Source organism: Xylophilus sp. ASV27, assembly GCF_016428875.1.
Classification (GTDB): Bacteria; Pseudomonadota; Gammaproteobacteria; order Burkholderiales; family Burkholderiaceae_C; genus Xylophilus.
In genome coordinates this window covers 1-23,781 of sequence record NZ_JAELTO010000073.1, presented here as the reverse complement: position 1 = coordinate 23,781, position 23,781 = coordinate 1, and the positions used below count along the sequence as shown (strand labels likewise).

Sequence of the window (23,781 nt, the reverse complement as noted above, 5' to 3'; positions counted from 1 at the left end):
CCCCCCCCCCCCCCCCCCCCCCCCCCCCCCCCCCCCCCCCCCCCCCCCCCCCTTTTAGATGTGTATAAGAGACAGCCCTCGGGCAGCGCGCTCCACAGCGGGCGGGCGTTGCTGGCCATGTGGGCGCGGCCTTCGGCGGTGGCCAGGTCACAGCCTTCGCGCGCGGCCTCCAGCAGGAAGCGGCTGAGCGGCACGGCGTCCGCCACATGCCGGGCAAAGGCCTCCTGGCCATGGGCGCGGATGAAGCTGTCCGGGTCGTGCTCGGCCGGCAGGAACAGGAACTTCACCGAGCGCGTGTCGCTGGCGAAGGGCAGGGCAGCGTCCAGCGCCTTGCGCGCCGCGCGCCGCCCGGCGGCGTCGCCGTCGAAGCTGAACACCACCGTGTCGGTGAAGCGGAACAGCTTCTGCACATGCTCCGTGGTGCAGGCGGTGCCCAGCGTGGCCACGGCATTGGGGAAGCCGAGCTGCGCCAGGGCCACCACGTCCATGTAGCCTTCGGTGACCAGCGCGTAGCCGTGCTCGCGCAGCGCGGCGCGGGCCTCGAACAGGCCGTACAGCTCGCGGCCCTTGCTGAACACCGGCGTCTCGGGCGAGTTGAGGTATTTGGGCTTCTCATCGCCCAGCACGCGGCCGCCGAAGCCTATGCATTCGCCCTTGATGTTGCGGATCGGGAACATCACCCGGTCACGGAAGCGGTCGTAGCGCTTGCGCTCGGACTCGGGCACGTCTTCGGACTCTTCGCCGACGATCACCAGGCCGCTTTCGGCCAGCAGCGGGTCGTCATAGGCCGGGAACGCGCTGGCCAGGGTGCGCCAGCCCGGCGGCGCGTAGCCCAGGCCGAAGCGCGCGGCCACCACGCCGGAGACGCCGCGCCCCTTCAGGTAGTCCACTGCGCGCGGCGACGCCTTCAGGTGTCTGCGGTAGGCGTCGCCCGCCTTCAGCAGCACGTCGGTCAGCGTGGCCTGCTTCTGGCGCTGGGCCGCGGCGCGGGCCTTGTCCTGGGGCGAGACGTCTTCGTCCGGAACTTCCAGCCCCATCTGCTGGGCCAGGTCGTGCACCGCCTCGACGAAGCTGGCGCCGGTGTGCTCCATCAGGAACTTGATCGCGTCGCCGCTCGCGCCGCAGCCGAAGCAATGGTAGAACTGCTTGGCCGGGCTGACCGAGAAGGAGGGCGACTTCTCTCCATGGAAAGGGCACAGCCCCATGAAGTTGGCGCCGCCCTTCTTCAACTGGACATGGCGGCCGACTACCTCGACCACGTCGGTGCGGGCGAGGAGTTCCTGGATGAACGACGAGGGGATGGTCACCTTCGGATTATCCGGTCAGGCCCGGATCACGCCGGCCCGGCCGTCCTCGACCACGAACCGCGCGAGGGTGGAGACGCCCGAATCCGCCCGCAGCGGGTCGTCCACCGCGCGCAGGGTGGTCTGCCAGCGCGTGGGGGTCAGGTCGACCAGCGCGTAGCCGCGCTTCTCGCAGTTGGCGAACAGCACCTGCGGATTGCGCTGCACCAGCGCATCGACCTTCTGCTGCGTGGTGCCCGAGAACGAGCTGATCGAGGTGCCGCAGAACTCGCTGGCGATCACCGGCGTGTCGTTGCGGCGGCTGTCGGCGTGCACGTTGCAGACGTAGTTCTGGTGGATGTCGCCGCCGATGAACACCGTATTGCGCGGGGCGTGGCGGGCAATGGAGCCCAGCAGCCGGCTGCGCGCGGCCGGGTAGCCGTCCCAGCAGTCGGTCGGCGTCGGGCCATGGCCGGGCGCGCCGTAGTGGCGCGGCGAGAACAGGGTCTGCTGCGTGACGACGCTCCAGCGCGTGGCGCCGTCGCGCGCGTCCTGCGCCAGGCCGGCGTCCAGCCAGGCCTCCTGTGGCCGGCCAAGCAGGCTGCGCGCCGGGTCCTCCAGGGCGGCGCAGGCGTCGGCCCGCACCGAGCCCTTGTCCGGCGTTCCTGGGGCGCGGCATGCCTGCAGATCGCGGAACTGGCGCGTATCCAGCACGTGGAAGCGCGCCAGGCGGCCGAAGGCATAGCGCTCGTGCACCCGCACGCCGTCGAGCTGCCCCAGGCCTGCCAGGCCATGCACCAGCGATGCGGCGCGCAGAGGCATGTGCTCGTAGAAGGCCTGGTAGGCGGCATTGCGCTGCTGCAGGAAGTCGGCCGGCGCGGCCATGCCGGTCAGGCCGGCATAGTCGTTCTCCACCTCGTGGTCGTCCCAGGTGACGATCCAGGGGCAGGCGCGGTGCGCGGCCTGCAGGTCCGGGTCGCTCCTGTGCAGGGCGTAGCGCTCGCGGTAGTCGGCCAGGCTCAGCGCGTGCCGCAGCGGCTGGCTGCGCGCCAGCGCCTGCTTCGGGTTGCGCGGCATGGCGTACTCATAGATGTAGTCGCCCAGGAACAGCACCAGGTCGGGCTGCTCGGCCGCCAGGTGGCGCCAGGCCGCGTAGTAGCCATGCTCCCAGCGCTGGCAGGAAGCAAAGCCGAAGCGCAGCCTGGCGGCCAGTCCCTCCGGCGCCGGCATGGTGCGGGCGCGGCCCACCGCGCTGACCGCGTCGCCCAGCATGAAGCGGTAGAGGTACCAGCGGTCCGGCGCCAGGCCCTGCACCTCCACGTGCACTGCGTGCGCCAGCTCGGGCAACGCCGGCGACTGGCCGCTGCGCACGATGCGCCGGAAAGCTTCGTCCTCGGCGATCTCCCAGCGCACCTGGTGCGCGCCCTGCAGCGCCTCGCCCGGCCCGGCCACGAGCCGCGTCCACAGCACGAAGCCCTCATGGTCGGGCGCGCCGCTGGCCACGCCCAGCGCAAACGGGTCGCTGCGCGGGCGCAGGGTGGCGGGGTGTGCCCAGCGCGGGAGGGCGCAAGCGCTACTGGCGGCGATCGCCAGTTGGAAGAGGTGGCGGCGGTGCATGGAAAGGTTTCGGCGGAAGGTGTGCTGCGCTCGGAACGGGCCCTGGAGCGTATCAACTGCCGCTGCTACCGGAAATGCAGCCGCCCTTCGGGGCGGCGAGTGACCTGCAGGAAGTCTGGACGCCGGAACCCATCCTCCGCTCCTCCGACGGTCCGTGTCGCGTGCCTGGGGAATGTGTGCGCAATGCGTTTCGATATGTGCCAGGAGGGAGTCAGAAGTTTTGTGTGCGGTGCACAACATGAGGACAGGGAGTATGAATGCCACGCCAGCTTGCGGTAGCGCGCCTTGCCCTTCTTGGTTTCCTTCATCTGCGGGTCGCGGGGGCATCAAGCTCGATGAGTCGTGGCGTTCTCCCATTTTGGAAGTCACATGCAAAAGTTTCGCTCCCGATAGCGCGCCTGAACCCGACTGCTCGAGGCCTGGGCTGCGGCGTTTTTTCAACCAGAGCGACATGCCTGCTTTCTCCATCCACTTCGACGGCAGCCACACCACGCCCGAGCGCATGACTGCGAGGGCGCAGGAGCTGGGCATTCCTGTGGAAGCGTTGATCCATCGCGCGATCGCAGAGCACCTCGGCGCTCGCTTTCTGCCGGTTGTCCCCGCATCTCGAGAGCCCACCAACCTCAGCGAGCTGTCCAGGCCCACGGTCTGCTGAAAAGCCCGCAGGGTTATGGCGTGTCATCATTCATTTCGCCCCCGCGCTGGCCCCGGCTGCGGCGTCTTATGGGCCGCGCCGCGCTTGGCGCATGCATCCGCATGCCGGGGCCAGAAATGATGACAAGCCCTCGCTCCTTTCAACCTGGCCTCTCGGGGCTGGAGTTTCCTTGCCTGCAATGAAACCCTCAGCAAGGGATACGTTTTTCGGGGGCAAGGTCAGCATGACCCGGCAAAAGAAAACCCCGCTATCTTTTGAATAGCGGGGTTTTATTTGCTGACTTGGTGCCGGAGAGATGAATCGAACACCCGACCTTCTCATTACGAATGAGCTGCTCTACCGACTGAGCTACACCGGCGTTAGCCAGAGATTATAGCGTGGCGTGGTAGCGGGTGAGGCGCTCCACCTCATTTTTTGATCCCAGCACCACGGCCACGCGCTGGTGCAGCTTGGTGGGGGGGATGTCCAGGATGCGCTGGCGGCCGTCGGTGGCGGCGCCGCCGGCCTGTTCGACGATCCAGCCCATGGGGTTGGCCTCGTACATCAGGCGCAGCTTGCCGGGCTTTTCGGGCTCGCGCTTGTCCCAGGGGTACATGAAGATGCCGCCGCGGGTCAGGATGCGGTGCACGTCGGCGACCATGCTGGCGATCCAGCGCATGTTGAAGTCCTTGCCGCGCGGGCCTTCGGTGCCGGCCAGGCATTCGTCGATGTAGCGCCTGACCGGGGCGTCCCAGTGGCGCATGTTGCTCATGTTGATCGCGAATTCCTGGGTGTCGGCCGGGATCTTCACGTTCTCCTGCGTGAGCACGAAGCTGCCCTGTTCACGGTCGAGCGTGAACATGGCCACGCCGTCGCCGACGGTGAGCACCAGGGTGGTCTGCGGGCCGTAGATGCAGTAACCGGCGGCGACCTGCTGGCGGCCGGGCTGCAGGAAGTCGGCCTCGGCGACCGGGGAGGCTTCGTCGGCGCCGCCGCCGTGGCCGGCGTGGTCCTCCGGCTTCTTCAGCACGCTGAAGATGGTGCCGATGCTGACGTTGACGTCGATGTTGCTGGAGCCGTCGAGCGGGTCGAACAGCAGCAGGTATTCGCCCTGCGGGTAGCGGCTGGGCACGAGGTGGATGCTGTCCATTTCCTCGCTGGCCATGGCGGCGAGGTGGCCGCCCCATTCGTTGGCCTCGATCAGCACTTCGTTGGAGATGATGTCGAGCTTCTTCTGCACCTCGCCCTGCACGTTCTCGCTCTCAGCCGTGCCGAGCACGCCGCCGAGCGCGCCCTTGTTGACGGCCAGGCTGATGCTCTTGCAGGCGCGCGCGACCACTTCGAGCAGCAGGCGCAGTTGCGCGGGGATGTGGCCTTCGGTGCGCTGCTTTTCGACGAGGTAGCGGGTGAGGGAAATTTTTTGAGCCATGGGATATGTTCTATGCAAATGTGAGCGTCTATTCGCGAAACACCGCGGAACCGGCTTTGCCGGGCCGCTGGTGTTGTCCCCTGCAAGGGGGGTGGCGTAGCGACACGAAGTGCGCGAAGCCTGGGGGTGTGCTCATCCCGCCAGCGCGCGGTCGACGACCTCGCGCGTGTCCTTGCTCAGTGTGGATGCGGCAGCGACGCGGGCGATGGCGTCGCGCGCCTGCTGGCGGTAGGGTTCGGCAAGCTTGCTCCAGCGGTCCAGCGCGCGCGCCAGGCGGGCGGCGACCTGCGGGTTGAGGGCGTCGAGCGCCTTCACCTGCTCGGCCCAGAAGGCGTAGCCGGCGCCGTCGGCGCGGTGGAAGGCGCCGGGGTTGGCGCTGCAGAAGCTGAAGATGACGCTGCGCGCGCGGTTCGGGTTCTTCAGGCTGAAGTCCGGGTGCGCCATGAGCTTCTTCACCGTGGGCAGGATGTCGCCGCCGCGGTCGGGCGCGCCGGCCTGCAGCGAGAACCACTTGTCCAGCACCAGCGCCTCGTCCTTGAACAGCGCGTGGAAGCGCTCCAGCGCGGGCTGGGCCAGCGCGTGGCCGCTGCCGACCAGGGCCTGCAGCGCGTTGGCGCGGTCGGTCATGTTGCCGGCGTCCTTGAAGCGCTGGTAGGCCTTGCCGGGCCAGACCGTGTCGCCCGAGGCGCGCGCGGCCAGGCACAGCTGCGACAGCGCCAGGCCGGCCAGCGCGCGGCGGCCGGAGGACAGCGGGTCGGGCGTGTAGGCGCCGTTGTCCTGGTGCTGCTCCCAGGCCCAGGCCCAGTCGGCCTGCAGGGCGGTGGCGAGCTGGGCGCGCATGGCCTCGCGCACGGCGTGCACGCGCTGCGGGTCGACCACGTCGAGCTGCTCAGCGATGTAGCCCTCCGAGGGCAGGGTCAGCACCAGTTCCTTGAAGGCGGCGTCGAGCGCCGGGTGGCGCAGCACGCTGCGCATGGCCTCGATGTAGGCCGCATCCAGGATTTCTGCATCGAAAGTGCCCGTAGCCGGCGTCTCACCTTGGCTTCCAGCTATCGAATTGATAGCGCGGCGCAGCGACAGGCGCTGGCCGGCCTCCCAGCGGTTGAACGGGTCGCTGTCGTGCGCGAGCAAGGCCAGCAGCTCGGCGTCGGCATAGTCGATGTCCAGGATCACCGGCGCAGAGAAGCCGCGCAGCAGCGAAGGCACGGGCGCCGCATCGACGTTGACGAACTGGAAGGTCTCGCTCGCTTCGGTCAGCACGAACAGGCGCGAGCCGGCCTCGGGCTGGGTCCAGTGCGCCAGTTGCAGCGGCAGCGCGCGGCCGTCGTGTGCCAGCAGGCCGAGCTGCACCGGGATGACGACGGGCTGCTTGTCCGGCTGGCCCGGCGTGGGCGGGCAGCTCTGCGACAGGGTCAGGGTGTAGGTACGGGCGTCGGCGTCGTAGCGGCCTTCGGCCTTCACGCGCGGCGTGCCGGCCTGGCTGTACCAGCGCTTGAACTGCGGCAGCAGGCGCGCCAGCTCGGACTGCGGGTTGGCGTCGGCGATGGCCTGGGCGAAGTCGTCGCAGGTGACGGCCTGGCCGTCATGGCGCTCGAAATACAGCGTCATGCCCTTGGCGAAGCCGTCGCGGCCTACCAGGGTCTGCATCATGCGCACGACCTCGGCACCCTTCTCGTAGATGGTGACGGTGTAGAAGTTGCTGATCTCGATGTAGCTGTCGGGCCGCACCGGGTGCGCCATGGGGCCGGCGTCCTCGGGGAACTGGGCGGTGCGCAGCACGCGCACATCCTCGATGCGCTTGACGGCGCGCGCCGACGGGTCGGCGCACAGGTCCTGGCTGAACTCCTGGTCGCGGAAGACGGTCAGGCCTTCCTTCAGGCTCAGCTGGAACCAGTCGCGGCAGGTGACGCGGTCGCCGGTCCAGTTGTGGAAGTATTCGTGGCCGACCACCGATTCGATGTTGGCGAAGTCCACGTCGGTGGCCGTCGCCGGGCTGGCCAGCACGTACTTGGTGTTGAAGATGTTCAGGCCCTTGTTCTCCATGGCGCCCATGTTGAAGTCGCTGGTGGCGACGATCATGAAGCGCTCCAGGTCCAGCGGCAGGCCGAAGCGGGCCTCGTCCCAGGCGATGGAGTGGACGAGCGAATTCATCGCATGCTCGGTCTTGTCGAGGTCGCCGCGGCGCACGAAGACCTGCAGCAGGTGCTCCTTGCCGCTGCGCGCGCGGATGCGCTGCTCGCGCGCCACCAGCTTGCCGGCCACCAGCGCGAACAGGTAGCAGGGCTTCTTGAAGGGGTCGACCCACCGGGCGAAGTGGCGGCCGTCGGCCAGGCTGCCTTCTTCCACTAGGTTGCCGTTGGACAGCAGCACCGGGTACTGGGCGCGGTCGGCGCGCAGCGTGACGGTGTAGCTGGCCATCACGTCCGGGCGGTCCAGGAAGTAGGTGATGCGGCGGAAACCCTCGGCCTCGCACTGGGTGAAGAAGGTGTCCTGGCTGACGAAGAGCCCCATCAGCTTGGTGTTCTTGGCCGGGCAGCAGGTGGTGAAGATCTCCAGGTCGAAGGCGTCGGGGCCTTCGGGCAGGTTCTCCAGCACGAGCTGCTCGCCGTCGATCCTGAAGGAGGTGCCCTGGCCGTTGACCAGCACGCGGGCCAGGTTCAGTTCCTCGCCGTCCAGGCGCAGCGGCTGGGCTGCCACGTCGGTGTTACGGCGCAGGCGCATGCGGTTGAGCACCCGGGTCTTGGCCGGATCGAGGTCGAACGCGAGGTCGACGGTGTCGATCCAGTACGCGGGGGGCGCATAGTCGGCGCGGTGGATGGCGGTGGCTGGGCCTTCACGCTGCATGAGGTCTCTCCCGGGAAAAGGAAACGGAATGGAAAAAGGCCGGTGCGCTCGGGTCAGACGCCCTGCTTGAGCGAGGCTTCGATGAACGGATCGAGGTCGCCGTCGAGCACCTTCTGCGTGGCGGAGATCTCGACCCCGGTGCGCAGGTCCTTGATGCGGCTGTTGTCCAGCACGTAGCTGCGGATCTGGTGGCCCCAGCCGACATCGGTCTTGCTGTCTTCGAGCTTCTGCTGCTCTTCCTGGCGCTTGCGCATCTCGTGGTCGTACAGGCGCGAGCGCAGCCGCTTCCAGGCCACGTCGCGGTTGCTGTGCTGGCTGCGGCCGTCCTGGCACTGCACCACGATGCCGGTCGGGATGTGCGTCAGGCGCACGGCCGAGTCGGTCTTGTTGATGTGCTGGCCGCCTGCGCCCGAGGCGCGGAAGGTGTCGGTGCGCACGTCCGAGGGGTTGATCTCGATCTCGATCGAATCGTCGATCTCCGGGTAGACGAACACGCTGGCGAAGCTGGTGTGGCGACCGCCCGAGGAGTCGAACGGGCTCTTGCGCACCAGGCGGTGCACGCCGGTCTCGGTGCGCAGCAGGCCGAAGGCGTATTCGCCGTCGATCTTGATGGTGGCGCTCTTGATGCCGGCCGTGTCGCCCGGGGTTTCGTCTTCCACCTGGGTGGAGAAGCCCTTGCGCTCGGCGTACTTCAGGTACTGGCGCAGCAGCATGCTGGCCCAGTCGCAGGCCTCGGTGCCGCCGGCGCCGGCCTGGATGTCCAGGAAGCAGTTGAGCGGATCGGCCGGGTTGTTGAACATGCGGCGGAATTCGAGCTGCTCGATCTCCCTGGCCTGCTGCGCGGCGTCGGCCTCGATGGCGGCCAGGCCGTCGTCATCGCCTTCTTCCTTGGACATCTCGAAGAGTTCGGCGTTGTCGGCCAGCTCACGGGTGAGCTTCTCCAGCAGCACCACGACGGCGTCGAGCGATTTTTTCTCCTTGCCCAGCTCCTGCGCACGCTTGGGGTCGTTCCAGACGGCCGGGTCTTCCAGCGAGGCGTCTACCGTGCGCAGGCGTTCCTTCTTGGCATCGAAGTCAAAGATACCCCCGTAGCTCGGCGGTCCGGGCCGCCAGGTCGGTCAGGGTGTTGCCGATGAGGTTGATGCGTTCTGCTTCCATGTCGAGTCCTGCGTATGCGGTGGGGGAGTAACCGGCGATTTTCTCATGCAGGCTGCGCCCGCCCGAATGGCCCTGCGCGGCGCGGGGCGCGCAGGGCCTTCGGGCGGTGCTTGGAATGCGTGGGGTTTGGCCCCGGCGACCCGCTGGCGGGGCCGGAGGCCGGCGCCTGGGCGAGGGAGCCTCAGGCCGGGGTCGGCTCGGTCGCCGGCGCCCGCCCGTGCCAGAGCGCCTGGCCGTACAGCGTGGCGTCGAAGTCCGGCGGCACGTCGCCGGTGATGCGGGCCTCGTGCAGCGGCAGGTCGGCCAGTGCCAGGTCCTCGCTCAGGCGCCGCACCAGCGCCGGGATGTCGCGCCGCATGCTGGGTACGTCGCCCAGCGGCACGCCCACGCTGGCGAAGCCGGCCGGGTTGTAGACGTGGATGTGGCGCAGCCAGGGCGCGCTGCCGGGCGTCTTCTCCAGGTATTCCAGGCCGGCGCCCAGATAGGGCGAGGCGCCGAGGGCGTCGTCGCGCTGGTCGGCCGGCGGGGCGAAGCGGTCGCGCCAGCGCAGCACCTGCGGGGCGATGCCGGCCAGCTCGGCGCGCTCGGATGGGTCGGTGCTGTAGCCGGTGCCGGCGATCACGAAGTCGAAGCGGAAGTCTTCCCCATGCACCTGGGTGAGGACGTGCTCGCCCTGCACCCGGGCCGCGCCCCAGGGGGCGGACAGGTGCAGGTGGAACTGCGGGAACTGCAGCACGCGCGCCAGCGAATCCGCCGGTGGCGTGGAGCCGGCGCGGCGGTAGCGCAGCGCCTGCTGCCAGCGCGTGGCGTCGGGCAGGGCCAGGTAGTTGTCGTAGACGCCGGGGTAGCCGCGCAGCTTGGCTACCGGCCTGGCGGCGATGTGGTCGCGCCGCGCGAACAGGTGTACGGCAGCCGCGCCGGCCTCCAGCGCCACGGCGGCGGCGTCGAATGCCGAGGCTGCGGCGCCGATCACGGCCACGGTCTTGCCCGCCAGCGCGGCGAAGTCGATGGCATGGCCGGTGTGCGCGGCCAGGCCGGCGTCCACCGCGGCCGCGAGGAAGGGCGGCACGAAGGGCGCGCCGTTGCCGGCCACGCCATTGGCCAGCACCAGCTTGCGTGCGGTCTCGATGCGGGGCTGGCCTTGCACCTCCAGGTGCAGGCGCAGGTGTGGCACGGGGGTGCCCGGCACCGGCTCTATGCGCAGCAGCCGTGTGCCGTAGCGCACGTCTATCGCCAGGAACTCACGGAACCAGGCCAGGTAGTCGGCCCAGGCGGTGCGCGGGATGCGGTCGAGTGCGGCGTAGGCGTCGGCGCCGTGGCGGCCCTCGTACCAGGCCTGGAAGCCGAGCGCGGCAATGCCCAGCTCGGGCCCGACCAGGTTCTTCGGCGTGCGCAGCTTGTGCATGCGCGCGCGGGTGCGCCAGACGCCGGCCTGCGAGGCGTCTGCGGCGGCATCGATCACGGTGGTGCCGCCGATGCCGGCGCGCCGCAGCGCAAAGGCAATGGCGCTGCCGGTCTGGCCGCCGCCGATGACGGCGACGTTGTGGTCTATGCCCGGGTGCGTGGGCACCCAGTTGTCGGGTGCGGGGCCGAGCAGGCGCAGGGTTTCGCGGGCGAGGGCGTCGGGGTCGTGGCTGGCTGTGGTCATGCTGTGGCGGCAAGGGCGGGTGAAGGGGCGGCAGCCCGCGCTCGTTGTGCGGGGTGTGCCGGGCGTTGCAGGCCCAGGTGCTCGCGCAGCGTGTGGCCGTGGTAATCGGTGCGGAACAGGCCGCGGCGGCGCAGCTCGGGCAGCAGCAGTTCGATCACGTCGTGCAGGCCACCGGGCAGGGTGGGGGCCATGACGTTGTAGCCGTCGGCACCGTAGTGCACAAAGCGCTCTTCCAGCTGGTCGGCCACGTCTTGCGCGGTGCCCACCAGCTGCCAGTGGCCGCGCGCGCCGGCCACGCGCTGGTAGAGCTGGCGGATGCTGAGGTTTTCGCGCCGGGCCAGGTCCAGCATCAATTGCTGGCGGCTCTTGCTGGCGTTGGTGGCGGGCAGGGGCGGGATCGGGCCATCGAGCGGGTAGCCCGACAGGTCGAAGCCGCCGGTCAGGCCGGCCACCATGGCCAGGCCGACCACCGGGTCTATCAGTTCCTGCAGTTGCTGGAACTTGTCTTCTGCCTCGGCCTGGCTGCGGCCCAGCACCGGGAACACGCCGGGCATGACCTTCAGCGACCCGGGCTGGCGGCCGTAGGTGGCCAGCCGGCCTTTCAGGTCGGCGTAGAAGGCGGTGGCGTCGGCCAAGGTCTGCTGGGCGGTGAAGACGACTTCAGCGGTGCGCGCGGCCAGCTCCTTGCCGGCCTCTGACGAGCCGGCCTGCACCACCACCGGGTGCCGGTGCGTCGTGCCATGGAGAATCTCCTTGTGCTCAGCTTTTTATAGCTATAAGTCCAGGTGGATATTGGGCTAAATGCCTATCCGGCTCATATTCATGAGCGCAGCGTGGCGGATTCCACGAGGTGGCCAGCGCCGGCGGGGAAGGGCGCGGAGCGCGCGGCCTGTGCGTGCACGGCAGCGGGCGGGCCAGCCCCCAGGGCAGCAAGGCCATCGAAGAGGGCGGTGGAGGCCAGCAGGTGGTGGCGGTGCATGGTTCCCTTCAGACTCCCGGTGGGCAAGGCTGGGGACTCTAGAGGCGGGCATCCATGGCGGCGAGGAATATTAGGGAGCATGGATATCCGGGAACCGCATGACGCTGTGCTCAAGAGCAGCACGGATCCGCAGAGGTTTGCTGCGCACGTGACGGCGGATGTGCCGGCTTAGGGCACGTATCCCCGGTTGCCGTTCGGACTGAGCCTGTCGAAGCCCTTCTACAGGCTCAGGGCGAGCGGCGGCAAGCCTGGTCAGAACCTGTAGCCCAGCTTCAGCCAGACATTGCGCGGCGTGCCGTAGTTGTAGCCGTTGTAGCCGCCCAGGCCGCTGTAGTAGTACTTGTCGCCCAGGTTCTCGATGTTGATGGAGGCTGTCACCTGCTTGTCGATTTCGTAGCGTGCCATCAGTCCGATCAAGGCGAAGCCTCCCTGGCTGGCGCGTCCCAGCCCGTCGATTTCGTCGTAGTGGATGGCGCTCTGGTAGCTCAGGCTGCCGCCGATGGTGAGCCGGTTCCAATCCCCGGGCAACCGGTAGCTCGTGGCAACACGCAGCAGCCGCCGCGGGTAATTGGGCAGAAGCACGGCACCCTCGTTGTCACGCTTGGCAAAGTAGGTGTAGCCGCCCATCAGCTGCAGTCCGCGCAGCACTTCCCCGGAGGCCGTGAGTTCGAAGCCGCGGCTGTGCGCGCCCGGGACCGAGCGGTAGGGCGTGCTGCCGTCGGGCAGAGTCGAGCCTGCCAGGTCTTCGACGGCCACATTCTTTTCCTGCGTTCTGAATACGGCAAAACCGGTATTGAGCTTTCCACCCAGGTGCTCGCCTTTCAGGCCGAGTTCATAGCTTTGCCCGGTCTGGGGTGCCAGTACCGCGTTGCTGCTGTCGCGAGCCGTGTTGGGCAGAAAGATCCTGGTGTAGCTGGCGTAAGCTGAAAACTCCTTGTTCAGGTCCATGACCAGGCCTGCATAGGGAGTGAAAACGGCGCTCTCCTTGGCGGAGGGATTGATGGTCCATGTCGCGCCGGGGCCGTAGTAGGCTGAGGATTTTTCCTCGTACCAGGTCGTACGTGCGCCCAGGATCAGGGCCAGGGGCTCTGCGACCTTCAGGCGCACGGAGCCATAGACGGCGGTCTCTCGCGCGTCCACAAAGGTGTTGTAGAAGGTGTAGAACTGCGTGGGCTTGGGGAAGTCTTGCAGTTGGTAGAAGTTGAGCGGGCGGCGGTCCCAGCCGGAGGGGTTGGCCGAGTTCAACTGGAGCGCGCTGTCGTAGTCGTTGAAGCTCAATCCCAGTGAGCCGCGATGCTCCCTGCCAAAGGCAGTGAAGGGTCCGGTGGCGTGGAGGTCAAAGGACTTGTTCGTGGACCTCGCGGGGTTGTCGCGGATCTCGATGGTGGAGTCGCCCGTCGTGTCGACGGGCAGGTAGTCGAACAGGTAGCCCCACAACGCCTTCCGCTCGTTCTTCAGGCGGCTCGCGTCCATCTTGATTCGCCAGCCATTGGACAGGTGGTGCTCGAGCGTGACGAACAGCTTGCTGGTGTACATGTCCCAGCGGCTCCAGGGGGTGCCGGCGTTGAACGACCTGGGAAAGCGGGTGCGCGAACCATCGCTGAAGAACAAGGGAACCTGGCCGAAATTGGCCCCGTCGATGGCGGTTCTCTGGTGCTCGTAGCCCGCACTGAGCGTGGTGTCGGGCGCGATATCGGCCTCGAGGATCCCGTAGAACACTTCGTCGGACCGCTTCTTCGCCTCGATGAAGCTGTGTCCCGTGGTGCGCGAGGCCACGGCCCTACCCCGCAGGGTGCCGGCGTCATTCAGCGGCCCACCCACATCGAGTTCGAGCTTGCGGTTGTTCCAGCTGCCCACGCCGGCGGTGGCATGGCCGGTGAATTCGGACGTGGGGCGCTTGCGCACCAGGTTCACCGATCCGCCGGGCTCGCCCACGCCATTGAGCAGTCCGGCCGCCCCGCGGATGATCTCCACGCGGTCGTAGATCGCGGTGTTGACCATACCGGCCTCGGCTGCCGGTGTCTTGAAGGAGAACGTCGGCACGCCATCGATCATGGTGTTCAACGCGAAGCCGCGCGATGTGAAGTTCACCCGCTCATCCAGCTTCTCGGCCACGATGCCGGGTGTCTGGCGCAGTACGTCGTCGAGCGTGACCAGGTTCTGGTCCGCGATCTGCTGCTGGCCGACCACGCTGATCGACTGCGGGGTCTGGCGCAGGGACAGGCTCATGCCGGTCGCGGCGCCGGTGGACCGGGTCGTGTAGGAGCCAGTGCCTTCCGTGACGCCCTCCTGGTCGGCCTGGGCCATGACGGTGACCGGCGCCAGCGTGGCGGAAGCACCTGCCTGCGGCATGGCCCTGAGCACGACCGCGCCGCCGTCCTGCTCCGCCAGCAGTCCGCTGCCCGCCAGCAGCCGGTCGAGTGCCTGCATCGGTGGCAGGCTGCCAGATACGGCCGGCGCCGTCTTGCCCTGTACCAGTACCTGCTGCACGATGATCTGCAACCGCGTCTGCTGTGCCCATTCGTTCAGGGCCTGTGCCAGCGGCTGCGCCTTGATTGCGATCTGCACCAGCGGGCCGGCGGTATTGGCAGTCTGCGCGTGTGCGCAATGAATACCCAATGCCAGGGCGGTGGCCAGGGCCAGTGGGGCTGGCCGCGGGATGTGACGACGCATGTAAGTCTTTCAGGGCAGGTGAATGAGAATGCTTCCTGCTTCTGAAGACGCATGGGACGCCGCAACTACGGTAGTCCGCATCAATTTTTTTGACGATGGCTGTTCAGCGTGCCGGAACGATCTCCGCTTGCCCTTCGGACGTTGCCGTCAGGCGTACCGGCAATGCCATGGGCAGCACCCTTCTGAGGGTTTGCACATCGCGCGGGTCGAAGGTGCCGCTCAGGCGCAGCTGGGCGACGCCAGGGTCGCGCACCACGAGCTGGGTGCTGCCGTAGCGGCCGAGTTCGGCCAGGGCCTGGTCCAGCGGGGTGTTGACGAAGCTCACGCGGTTGCGGCGCCAGGGGGCGATGTCGTCGCTGGCGACCGGCGCTGCGGGTGAGAGCACACCCCGTGCGTCCGCCTGCACCTCCTGGCCGGCCGTCAGATGGACGGCGTCGGCTGATTCGTAGTCGCCTGCGTCGAGCCGGGCCACACGCACCTGGCCCTGCTCGACGGCCACGCGCACGCCCGATGCGCCGGCGATCCCTGGCGTGTAGCGCACGGAAAAGCGCGTGCCCACGACGGTTACGCCCACCGGCCCGGCGAGTACCTGGAAGGGCCTGGCCGCATCTGGCTGCACGCTGAACAGGGCCTGCCCATCGATCAGCTTCACTTCCCGGCGCTGGCGGTAATAGGTCACCTCCAGCCGGGTGGCAGTGTCCAGCCGCAGCTGGCTGCCATCGGGCAAGCGGGCCTCGACCTGCTGGCCCCGGGCGCTGGCGAACACCTGCGCATACACGGGCTGCGCCTGCCAGTGGCTCCAGGCCAGCAGCGCCGAGCCGCCAGCCACCACCGCCAAGGCCACCGAGGCAAGCACCGGCACCAGGCGGCGGCGTGCGGCCCAAGCTGGCGCTGCGGCGCCGGCAGCGTGCCTGGCCTTGTCTAGGGCCAAGCGGCTGCGCAGGGCCGCAATGGCTTCTGCGGGAATGCCATCGAGCGCCTTCCAGCGCGCTTCCCATTCGGCCCAGGCTTCGCGCCGGTCGCTGGAACCGGCCAGCCAGGCCTGGAAGCCGGCCTCGTCCGCGGGGCTCCAGGTGTCTCTTCCGCGGCGCACGCACCAGGCCAGCACCTTGTCGCGCAGGTCGGCGTCGTAGGAGGGCAGAGGAGCGTTCATGGAGAAGCGGGAGGCATCTTCTTGTGTAGACGCATCGGGGGGCGCAAATACGGTATCCGGGCGTGTCGGTGCGCGGCGATCCTGCATCAGGGCCTCCGTTGCGCCGGCGGCTTGCCGTCCAGCGCATGCATGCAGGCCCAGCAGGCCTTCATCGCGATCTGCAGTTGCATCTCCACGGTGCGCACGGAGATGCCCATCTGCTTTGCGATATCCGCATAGGACAGTCCGTCGAATTTGTAGAGGATAAAGGCCTCGCGGCAGCGCGGCGGCAGCTTGTCTATGGCGGCCAGCACGGCCGACAGATCCTCACGGGAGGCCAGGATGGTCTCAGGCTCCAGGGCCGCCGGCCCCGAGACCCCATCGAGGTCGGCAATGCGCTCGTCGCGAGCGGCCAGGCCGGCCTCGCCACGCACATCGGCGCGCCGGTGCTGGTCCACCATGAGATTGCGGGCGGTGCGGTACAGCAGCGCCCGCGGGTCGCGTATGGGCTGGCCTGCCTGCTGCGCCGTCAGCACGCGGGCGTAGCTTTCCTGCGCCAGGTCGGCCGCGGTGTCGCGGTCGCGCACGGCACGCGAGAGAAAGTTCAGCAGTTCGCGGTAGTAGCGCTCGAACACGGATCGCCAGTGCGGAGAAGAAAAAACAACTCTCTTCACCGGCGGGCGCGGGGCTGCGCTGAAGAGCTGCAATTGGATGGGAATCGTTCGCATTATGGCGGATGCCCTGGCTTGCCGGCGCGTGCCGCAGGAAGCGTGACGCGGGCACGCATGCAGCCACCACCAGATTTGCAGATAAGCACATGCATCTTTATCCGTTGTAAGCCGTGCAGGCGCTGGTTACGGTGACGGCAGTCCTTTCATTGCCGGAGAACCTCGATGAGCCTGCTGCTACCCACTCCCCCTTCCATTTCGCGCCGCACAGCGCTGCGCAGCGCGGCGGCGGCCGGCATTGCGGGCTCCACCAGTGCGCTGGGCGTGCGGGCCTGGGCGCAGCAGCCGCTCAAGAAGATCACCTTTGTCTGGAGCCAGTCGGGTTACTGCCAGTCGCCGATCCCGGTTGCGATCGAGCGCGGCTTCTTCGAGAAGAACGGCCTGGAGGTCGAGTCGCTGAACTGGGCCGGCTCGGCCGACCAGTTGCTGGAGGCGCTGGCCACCGGCAAGGCCGATGTCGGCGCAGGCCTGATCCATCGCTGGCTCAAGCCGCTGGAGTCGGGCTTCGACGTCAAGGTGGTCTCCAGCCTGCATGGCGGCTGCCTGCGGCTGGTGGGCGTCAAGCAGGCCGGGGTGGCCGATCAGCGCAACCTGCGCGGCAAGGTCATTGGCGTGAGCGACCAGAACAGCCCGGCCAAGAACTTCTTCGACATCCACCTAGCCAAGAGGGGCATCGCCAAGGACGTGGAGTGGCGCGTCTACCCGGCCGACCTGCTGGACGTGGCCGCCAAGAAGGGCGAGATCCAGGCGATCGCTGACGGCGACCCCAACCTGTTCCTGATCGAGAAGCGCAACCCCGGCGTGTTTGTCGAGATCGGCAACAGCGGCTTCGGCGAGTATGCCGACAAGCTGTGCTGCGTGATCGGCGCGCGCGGCCAGTTCGTGCGCAACGACAAGCCGGCGGCGGCGGCCGTGGTGCGTGCGCTGGCGCAGGCCTCTGACTTCGTGGTCGAGAACCCGAACGAGACCGCACGCATCTACGCCAAGTACTCCAAGGTGTCGCAGGAAGAGCTGCAGGCCTTGTTCAACAGCACCAACTACAAGCACCACCCGGCCGGCAAGAACCTGCGCGACGAGGTCGAATTCTTCGCGCGCGATTTCCAGACCGCCGGCATCCTGAAGAAGAGTACCGACCCGGTGCGCTTCGCCGACCACATCGCGCTCGACGTGCTGGCCTGAGCCATCGGAGCACGCCATGAGCTCGACGACCGCAGATGCCTCCCTGGCCTTGCCGGAACTGTCCGGCGGCCCGGCGCACCGGCAGGCAGCCGCTGCACGCAGCTTCCCCGCTGCCCTGGATACGCCCGCGCCGCCGCGCCTGTGGCGCACCGGCCTGCTGGCTGCCGGCGCATGAGCGCTCGTGGGCCTGCTGACGCTCTACTGGCCGAACAAGGTCGTGGGCTTCAGCGACTGGGCCTTCACCAGCGAACTGGGCGCAGCCCTGCTCGCAGTGGCGCTTGCGCTGGCGACCGTGGCCTTGTCGGCCGGGCATGGCCGCGTGGGCCAGCGCCTGCGGCCGGCCGGCCAATGGCTGGTGGCTGCACCGCTGCTGCTGGCGCTGTGGGAGTTGCTCACCGCCAAGCTTGCGCTGCTGCCTTCGCCGTTCTTCGCGCCGCCGCAGAGCCTGATCGATGTCGCCCATGAGGACTGGAGCCGGCTGGGCCTGTCCACGCTGCACTCGCTGCGGCTGCTGGCCAACGGCTTTGTGTTGGGCGCGCTGGTGGGCTTCGTCACGGGCGTGTGGATCGGCTGGTCGCGCATTGCCGGCTACTGGGTGCATCCGCTGCTGCGCTTCCTGGGGCCGGTGCCAGCCTCGGCGCTGCTGCCGCTGGCTTTTTTCTTTGCGCCGTCGAGCTATGCGGCGGCGGTGTTCCTGATCGCGCTGGCCTCTTTCTTCCCGGTGGCGGTGCTCACCTGGTCGGGCGTGGCCGGCGTCAATAAAAGCTACTACGACGTGGCACGCACGGTGGGCGCGTCAGAGTGGTTCCTGGTGCTGCGCGTGGCGATCCCGGCGGCACTGCCGCAGGTCTTCGTCGGCCTGTTCATGGCGCTGGGGGCTTCGTTCTCGACGCTGGTTACCGCCGAGATGATGGGCGTCAAGGCCGGACTGGGCTGGTACCTGCAGTGGGCGCAGGGCTGGGCCGCCTACGCCAACATGTATGCGGCGCTGCTGGTCATGGCCGTGCTGTGCTCGGGCCTGATCACGCTGCTGTTCACCGTGCGCGACCGGGCGCTGTCCTGGCAGAAGGGGACCGTGAAATGGTAGATACCGCCACCGCCCGCCCGCAGGCAGAAGCCGCGCGCCGCGGCGCGCAGATCGAGGTGCGCAACGTCAGCCACTGGTTCAAGGTGCCCAGCGGCGTGCTGCAGGTGCTCGATGGCGTAGACCTGCAGGTCGCGCCCGGCGAGTTCGTGGCCCTGCTGGGCCCCAGCGGCTGCGGCAAGTCCACGCTGCTGCGCTTGGTGGCGGGCCTGGAGCCGGCCACCGCGGGCGAGATCACGCAAGACGGCGAGCCGATCACCCGGCCCGATCCGTCGCGCATCGTGGTGTTCCAGGACCCAACCCTCTACCCCTGGCGCACGGTGCGCGACAACGTGGCCCTGGGCCCACAGGCGCAGGGCCGTTTGAAGGAACGCAAGGCGCGGGTGGACGACGCATTGCGCCTGGTCGGCCTGACGGAATTCGCCCAGGCCTTTCCGCACCAGCTGTCTGGCGGCATGGCACAGCGTGTGGCGCTGGCGCGAGCCCTGGTCAACGATCCGCAACTGCTGGTGCTGGACGAACCCCTGGGCAAGCTCGATTCACTGACCCGCCTGCAGATGCAGAGCGAGCTGGTGAGCCTGTGGCAGCGTGAAGGCTTCTCGGCGCTGCTGGTCACGCACGACGTGGAAGAGGCGCTGTTTCTGGCGCAGCGCGTCATCGTCTTCAGCGACCGGCCCGCACGCATTGCGGCCGAGCTGAAGGTGGACTTGCCCTACCCGCGCCACCGCGGCGACCCGCGCTTGACCGAACTGCGCCACCAGGCGCTGCGCCATCTGGGGCTCGATGCAAGCTGGTAATGCCCCACGGGGCCGACTGTGATTTCTACCGAAGACTGGCTGAACGGCCTGCTCGCCTTGCTGCAGGGCGCGCAGTCGGGCCTGCTCGCGCTGCTGCATGCGCTGGGCCTGGCCGGCGACAGCCATGGCCAGCCGGCCTGGCCGTTTGCCTGGCGCATCGCGGGTGAAACCCTGCGCATAGACCTGGGGCAGGCGCGCCAACTGGCCTTGTCATTGGTGCTGCTGGCCGCTGCCGTGCTGGCCTTGCTGCTGGCCGTGGTTTTTTGGCGCCGCCGCGTGGCGCGCGTGCTGCTGGGCGGTGGCGCACTGGCCTTGCTGGTGCTCGCGCCCTGGCCGTATGCCCGTGTGGCGCTGGCACCGGCTGACCCCACCAGCTTTCACCGCTCGCCCACTGGTTTCACTGCAGCGTCAGTGGTGAGCGGGCAGGCCTTGTACACGCAGCACTGCCTGGCCTGCCACGGCGGGGATGGCCGGGGCCAGGGGCCGCAGGCCGCGGCGCTGCCGATCTGGCCGCCAGACCTTGCCGGGCCGCTGCTATGGCGGCGCGCCGATGGCGATTTGTTCTGGCGCATTCTGCATGGCCTGCGCGACCGCCGTGGCACCACCACCATGGCCGGCTTTGATGGCCAATTGCGCGACGACCAGGTCTGGTCCCTGATCGACTACATGAAGGCTCTTGGGGCAGGGCCTGCGCGTGGCCGGGCTCTGGGCGCAGCCGATCGGCGTGCCCGACTTCAGCGTGCGCTGCGATGGCCGGGCGCCACGGCCGGCCTCTGCCTGGCATGGGCAGCGCCTGCGCATCGTCGTGGAGGGCGCAGGTCCAGCGGCCCCGTTGCTGGAAGACCCGCGCCTCACCACCGTGCTGCTGCGCAGCGGCGGCACGGCTCCAGCAGGCGTTGACTGCGTGGCCGACGCGCCCGAGGCCTGGCAGGCGCTGGCGCTGGTGGCCGGCACCTCGCCCCAGGCCCTGGCCGGCACCCAGTTCATCGCCGACCGCTCGGGCTGGCTGCGCGCACGCGGCGAGCCGGGCAAGGCCGACTGGTCCGCCTCCGACCTGCTGTGCCGCACCGAAACCAGCGCCACCAAGGCGCCGGCCGTGCCCGTGGCCGACGGCCTGGGCGCGCTGATCGCCCGCATGGACGCCGAGCCGGTGCGCTTCATCAAGGGCGGCTTTGTCCACTGATTTTGAATGGAAATAGGGGGATTGCTAAATAGGTATATCGATAGAGCGATCCCAGAGCCTTGGGCTCTCAATGCAGCCAGTCTGGGCCTGCAGCGGAGCAGCGAACTTGCGTCGCCAGATGAACAGCAGCGAATGCAGTAGCGCCGTGGCGCTCTTGCTGTACGCGTGTGTCTTGCGCCGCAGCCTGGCCAGGTAGCAGCGCAGCTTGTTGTTCATGCTCTCGATGTGGTGCGTGTGGGCCTTGCCCACCGTGTGCCGTCTGCCCGAGAGGATGGCCAGGTAAGGCCTGTGGTGGTCACTGCAGTACTCGATGTGCCGGGCCTGCGGCAACGCTGGCAGTTGCTGCTGCAGCACACGGGCCGTTCCCGCTCCTCTGTCTCCCAGCACCCAGCCCACAATCTGGTGCGTGCTGCGCTCTATGGCCCACCACAGCCAGATAGGACTTTTTTGGAACCCACATAGCTCCACATCTCGTCTATCTCTACGGTCTGCTGCGCTGCGGGATCGGGTGTCTTGAGCGCCTGGCCCTGCACTTCCTTGCGCACCCAGCCCAGCACGGAGTTGTGGCTCACCCCCACTACCCGCTCTATCGCTCTGGCTGACATGCCTTCTGCATACAGCTGTAGCGCCTTCTCCCGCGTCTGGCTGTCGATCAACCGATGGTTCTTCTCACCAAAGGTGCGCTTGCACGCCTGGCACTTCCACCTCTGGTGGCCGTGCCGGCTGATGCCCGCCTTGCGTATCTCTTGGTTCCCACACTTCGGCATTGCAATTCCATCCTCTGAGCATCGCTCAAGTTGAGCAACGCTCTTCAGCACCTTTTGAGCAATCCCGATTTTTTGGCACAAGCCCTTTCTGGCTGTGCGCAAGCAGCTCTCTTTTCTATAGTTGCAACGGTTTCTAAACGTAAGAAACCCTCAAGGCTAGTGAGCCGTGCGCGTCTTGGGTATCCCTGAAATTAGGTAATTTGCAGGGGCAGAGGCAGGGCGGGGGCCGAATTACCCAATTCCACCTGTGCCCCGCAGTCCACGCTGCCGGCCCTCGTGCTGGAGGTGGAAGAGGCGCTTGTTTTTGATGGCTGCCAGCGCTTGTCCATCAAGCGCCGGGGGCTGGTTTGTCTTGCATTCTGCGCAGCCCCGGCAGGGCCCCCAGCGCGGTCAGTGCGGCCAGGGCGGATAGCAGCGCCAGCCCCCATTGCGACAGCGTGGGGATGGCGGCAGGTGCGGCAGCGGCTTGCACGGCGAAGGTGCGCGCCACATCCGCCGCCGCCGCAAAGGCGCCGCCGCCCGGCTGGCTGGCGGTCAGGGTGCAGGAGCCTGCGCCGCTGAAGCTCACCACGCTGCCCGCAATGCTGCAGTTACCCGTGGCGGCGTAGGCCACGGGCAGGCCCGAAGTGGCCGTGGCCACCGGCTGGCCCGGCGCGCCCAGGGTGAGCGTGGTGCCCAAGTGCTGCGGGGGAATGGGGTCGGGCGTGAAGGTGATGCTCTGCGGGCCCTGGGGTGTGACGGCATTGGTGATGGCGGGATCCGAGATCTGCGCAGCGGAAGCGTTATGCGCCACCACGCGGAAGGTGTAGCTCGTGCCGTTGGTCAGGCCGCTCACGGTGCAGCTGGACCCCGTGCCGGTGCTCAGGGTACAGGACTTGGTGGGATCCTCCACGGCGGTGGCGGTGTAGCTGCTGATGGGGATCCAGTAGGGATCTATCCACACTTCATCCCAGCCCACCAGCGCCGTGGTATCGCCCGCCGTGGCCGTGGCGTTGCCGGGCTGCGGCGGCTTGCCCGCCAGCACCGTGATGGAGTGAGAATGCGCCCCTGAGCAGGCGCTGTTGTCCGAGGCCGTGACCGTGAAGTTGAACGTGCCGGTGGCCGTGGGGGTGCCCGAAATCACGCCTGCCGACGACATCGTCACGCCGGGCGGCAGGGCCCCCGCCGTGATGGCGAAGTTGGCCGAGCCCAATGCCCCCGTCTGCCCCATCGAGTAGGCATAGGCCTCCCCGGCCGCCCCGCTGGCCGGCGTGCCGGTGACTGTGATCGGGGGGCAGATGTAGGGCGTGTACACCACGTCGTCGATGCCGATGTAGTCGCTGTTGCTACCTGAGGGACCGCCGTTGGTCACGAAGTAGCGGAACGCGAAGCGGCCCGAGGTGGGGGCGGAGAGCCCGGAGAGGGTGATGGTGTATTGCGTCCAGGTGGTGGGATAGACGTTCGGATCAAGGTAGTGGTTGATCTCCAGCAGCAGCGCCTTGAAGTCCCCCTCGTTCGGGGGGCCTACGTTGGTGCTGGCGCCATTCGTGCTCATGCGCACTTCCAGCCTGTCGGGGCGGGTGTCGGAGCTGCGCGTGTAGAACGTCAGCACGTCGCCGTTTCTCAGCGTCCGGACGGGTGTGAGCAGCCAGTTGCTGATGGTGCCGGTGAAGACGGTGTTGTTGAGGTCGGCGGCAATGTAGGCGGTGGCCGCGCCGCTATAGGCACTGAACATGCTTGAATCGCCCTGGCTCCAGCCGGTGGTGCCGGGAGGGGAGCTTTGGTTGCTCATCGCCCAGCCAGCGCCGGGCAGCGTGGCGATGTCGCCGAAGGTCTCCGTGTAGGGCTGCGCATGGACCGGGCCGTGCAGCCCGGCGGCCATGGCCAGCAGCAGGGCCGCTGCGCGCAGGGCTCTGGTGAGGGATGGCATGGTTGATTGCTCCTTTTTTAATAGCTTACTGCGCCTTTTTGGCGGGCGCTGGCGGCCGATTTTGCTGCAAGCCTGTGCCACCCCGCCAGCCCCAGCAAGGCCGACAGCAGCAGCGCACCCCATTCGCCCAGGGTGGGGATAGCCTGAGCGCCGGCGGGCGCTGCGGCCAGCCGCAGCGGGGCGGCGGGGTCGCGGATCTCGCCGGGGGCGGCGGTCTCCAGGTCGCCCACGCCGTCGTCCTGCACCGTGTAGCTGAACGTGTCGCCCGCGATGCTGCCGTGGGGGAACCACGCATGCGGGGCGCCGGCGCTGGCGGGGCCGAACTTGTAGGGCGTCAGGCCCGCCAGCGCGCCCGGGGGGGTAGGTGATGCTCACGTGCAACGTGGCCCCGGCGCAGCCCGTGGCCGTGAAGCCCAGGGCCCCCAGCGGCGCGGCGGCCTGGGCGGGCGCGCCGGGTGCGCCGGCCAGGGCGGCGGCGGTGATGGCGGGCGGGGCGGCCAGCGTGCAGCCGGGCGGGGTGCCGGTGATGGCGATGGTGGCCGCGCCCGCCACGCCCACGCTGGACCTGTCTCTTATACACATCTGACGCTGCCGACGAAGAGAACCTAGTGGGGGGGTGGGGGGGGGGGGGGGGGGTGGGGGGGGGGGGGGGGGGGGGGGGGGGGGGGGGGGGGGGGGGGGGGGGGGGGGGGGGGGGGGGGGGGGGGGGGGGGGGGGGGGGGGGGGGGGGGGGGGGG

Annotated in this window: 17 protein-coding genes, 1 tRNA gene and 3 pseudogenes; 6 read left to right on the top strand and 15 right to left on the bottom strand. The window is 68.4% G+C overall.

The window, feature by feature from the left end; genetic code table 11:
• The coding region (dnaG, locus tag JHD63_RS15345; protein WP_198971683.1) for a DNA primase at positions 1-1,307 on the bottom strand (1,307 nt) is incomplete at its 3' end.
• A 15-nt stretch (positions 1,308-1,322) separates the two neighbouring features.
• Entirely contained in the window at positions 1,323-2,900 is a 1,578-nt protein-coding gene (locus JHD63_RS15340) for an alkaline phosphatase D family protein (RefSeq protein ID WP_198971682.1), read from the bottom strand.
• Positions 2,901-3,351: 451 nt separating this feature from the next.
• On the opposite strand from JHD63_RS15340, the gene JHD63_RS15335 reads away from it, so the two are divergent.
• Positions 3,352-3,555 carry a hypothetical protein gene (locus JHD63_RS15335; RefSeq protein ID WP_198971681.1) on the top strand — a complete coding sequence of 68 codons (204 nt, stop codon included), beginning with the start codon at positions 3,352-3,354 and terminating at the stop codon, positions 3,553-3,555.
• A gap of 282 nt (positions 3,556-3,837) precedes the next feature.
• Here the strand turns inward: JHD63_RS15335 and JHD63_RS15330 are convergent.
• The 9 genes and pseudogenes from JHD63_RS15330 to JHD63_RS15290 form a co-directional block, all read right to left on the bottom strand.
• Positions 3,838-3,913: transfer RNA gene (locus JHD63_RS15330), tRNA-Thr, on the bottom strand.
• A 12-nt stretch (positions 3,914-3,925) separates the two neighbouring features.
• A complete protein-coding gene (locus JHD63_RS15325; protein WP_198971680.1) occupies positions 3,926-4,963 on the bottom strand; it encodes a class 1 fructose-bisphosphatase in 1,038 nt (345 codons plus the stop codon).
• A gap of 132 nt (positions 4,964-5,095) precedes the next feature.
• Positions 5,096-7,807: an aminopeptidase N gene (gene pepN / locus JHD63_RS15320; protein ID WP_198971679.1), complete on the bottom strand. Its 2,712-nt coding sequence runs from the start codon at positions 7,805-7,807 to the stop codon at positions 5,096-5,098.
• A 53-nt stretch (positions 7,808-7,860) separates the two neighbouring features.
• Positions 7,861-8,965, bottom strand: a protein-coding gene (gene prfB / locus JHD63_RS15315; protein ID WP_198971678.1) for a peptide chain release factor 2 whose coding sequence is annotated in 2 segments (ribosomal slippage) — positions 7,861-8,883 and positions 8,885-8,965 — 1,104 coding nt in all. Because the reading frame shifts where the segments join, the coding sequence is not laid out codon by codon here.
• A gap of 181 nt (positions 8,966-9,146) precedes the next feature.
• Positions 9,147-10,613 (bottom strand): SidA/IucD/PvdA family monooxygenase, encoded by a 1,467-nt coding sequence (locus JHD63_RS15310; protein ID WP_198971677.1) that lies wholly within the window; start codon positions 10,611-10,613, stop codon positions 9,147-9,149.
• Positions 10,610-11,338 (bottom strand): annotated as a pseudogene (locus tag JHD63_RS15305) (LLM class flavin-dependent oxidoreductase); the annotation flags it as partial. The gene JHD63_RS15310 and the pseudogene JHD63_RS15305, both read right to left, overlap by 4 nt.
• Positions 11,339-11,844: 506 nt before the next feature.
• Positions 11,845-14,265, bottom strand: coding sequence for a TonB-dependent siderophore receptor (locus tag JHD63_RS15300; protein WP_198971676.1), 2,421 nt, complete (start codon positions 14,263-14,265; stop codon positions 11,845-11,847).
• A gap of 103 nt (positions 14,266-14,368) precedes the next feature.
• Positions 14,369-15,418: a FecR family protein gene (locus JHD63_RS15295; protein ID WP_198971675.1), complete on the bottom strand. Its 1,050-nt coding sequence runs from the start codon at positions 15,416-15,418 to the stop codon at positions 14,369-14,371.
• An 86-nt stretch (positions 15,419-15,504) separates the two neighbouring features.
• A complete protein-coding gene (locus tag JHD63_RS15290; protein WP_198971674.1) occupies positions 15,505-16,032 on the bottom strand; it encodes an RNA polymerase sigma factor in 528 nt (175 codons plus the stop codon).
• A 258-nt stretch (positions 16,033-16,290) separates the two neighbouring features.
• Here JHD63_RS15290 and JHD63_RS15285 point away from each other — a divergent pair, with 258 nt between their 5' ends.
• The 4 genes and pseudogenes from JHD63_RS15285 (at position 16,291) to JHD63_RS15270 (ending at position 20,368) form a co-directional block, all read left to right on the top strand.
• Positions 16,291-17,304: an ABC transporter substrate-binding protein gene (locus tag JHD63_RS15285; RefSeq protein ID WP_198971673.1), complete on the top strand. Its 1,014-nt coding sequence runs from the start codon at positions 16,291-16,293 to the stop codon at positions 17,302-17,304.
• A gap of 16 nt (positions 17,305-17,320) precedes the next feature.
• Positions 17,321-18,391 (top strand): annotated as a pseudogene (locus JHD63_RS15280) (ABC transporter permease).
• Entirely contained in the window at positions 18,385-19,185 is an 801-nt protein-coding gene (locus JHD63_RS15275) for an ABC transporter ATP-binding protein (RefSeq protein ID WP_198971672.1), read from the top strand. The pseudogene JHD63_RS15280 and the gene JHD63_RS15275 overlap by 7 nt, the downstream one beginning before the upstream one ends.
• An 18-nt stretch (positions 19,186-19,203) precedes the next feature.
• A pseudogene (locus JHD63_RS15270) lies at positions 19,204-20,368 on the top strand (c-type cytochrome).
• A gap of 24 nt (positions 20,369-20,392) precedes the next feature.
• Here JHD63_RS15270 and JHD63_RS15265 read toward each other — a convergent pair.
• The 4 genes from JHD63_RS15265 to JHD63_RS15250 all read right to left on the bottom strand — a co-directional run bounded on the left by JHD63_RS15265 (position 20,393) and on the right by JHD63_RS15250 (position 23,274).
• Positions 20,393-20,755, bottom strand: a complete 363-nt coding sequence (locus tag JHD63_RS15265) for an IS1 family transposase (RefSeq protein WP_370590531.1) — start codon at positions 20,753-20,755, stop codon at positions 20,393-20,395.
• 29 nt (positions 20,756-20,784) lie between these two features.
• Positions 20,785-21,237 (bottom strand): IS1 family transposase, encoded by a 453-nt coding sequence (locus tag JHD63_RS15260; RefSeq protein ID WP_198971670.1) that lies wholly within the window; start codon positions 21,235-21,237, stop codon positions 20,785-20,787.
• Between the two features lie 226 nt (positions 21,238-21,463).
• Positions 21,464-23,044, bottom strand: coding sequence for an IPTL-CTERM sorting domain-containing protein (locus tag JHD63_RS15255; RefSeq protein ID WP_198971669.1), 1,581 nt, complete (start codon positions 23,042-23,044; stop codon positions 21,464-21,466).
• Positions 23,045-23,061: 17 nt separating this feature from the next.
• Entirely contained in the window at positions 23,062-23,274 is a 213-nt protein-coding gene (locus tag JHD63_RS15250) for an IPTL-CTERM sorting domain-containing protein (protein ID WP_198971668.1), read from the bottom strand.
• 176 nt (positions 23,275-23,450) lie between these two features.
• Between JHD63_RS15250 and JHD63_RS15245 the strand changes: the two genes are divergently transcribed.
• Complete coding sequence (locus JHD63_RS15245) at positions 23,451-23,630, top strand: hypothetical protein (protein WP_198971667.1); 180 nt, start codon at positions 23,451-23,453, stop codon at positions 23,628-23,630.
• Positions 23,631-23,781: the final 151 nt, after the last annotated feature.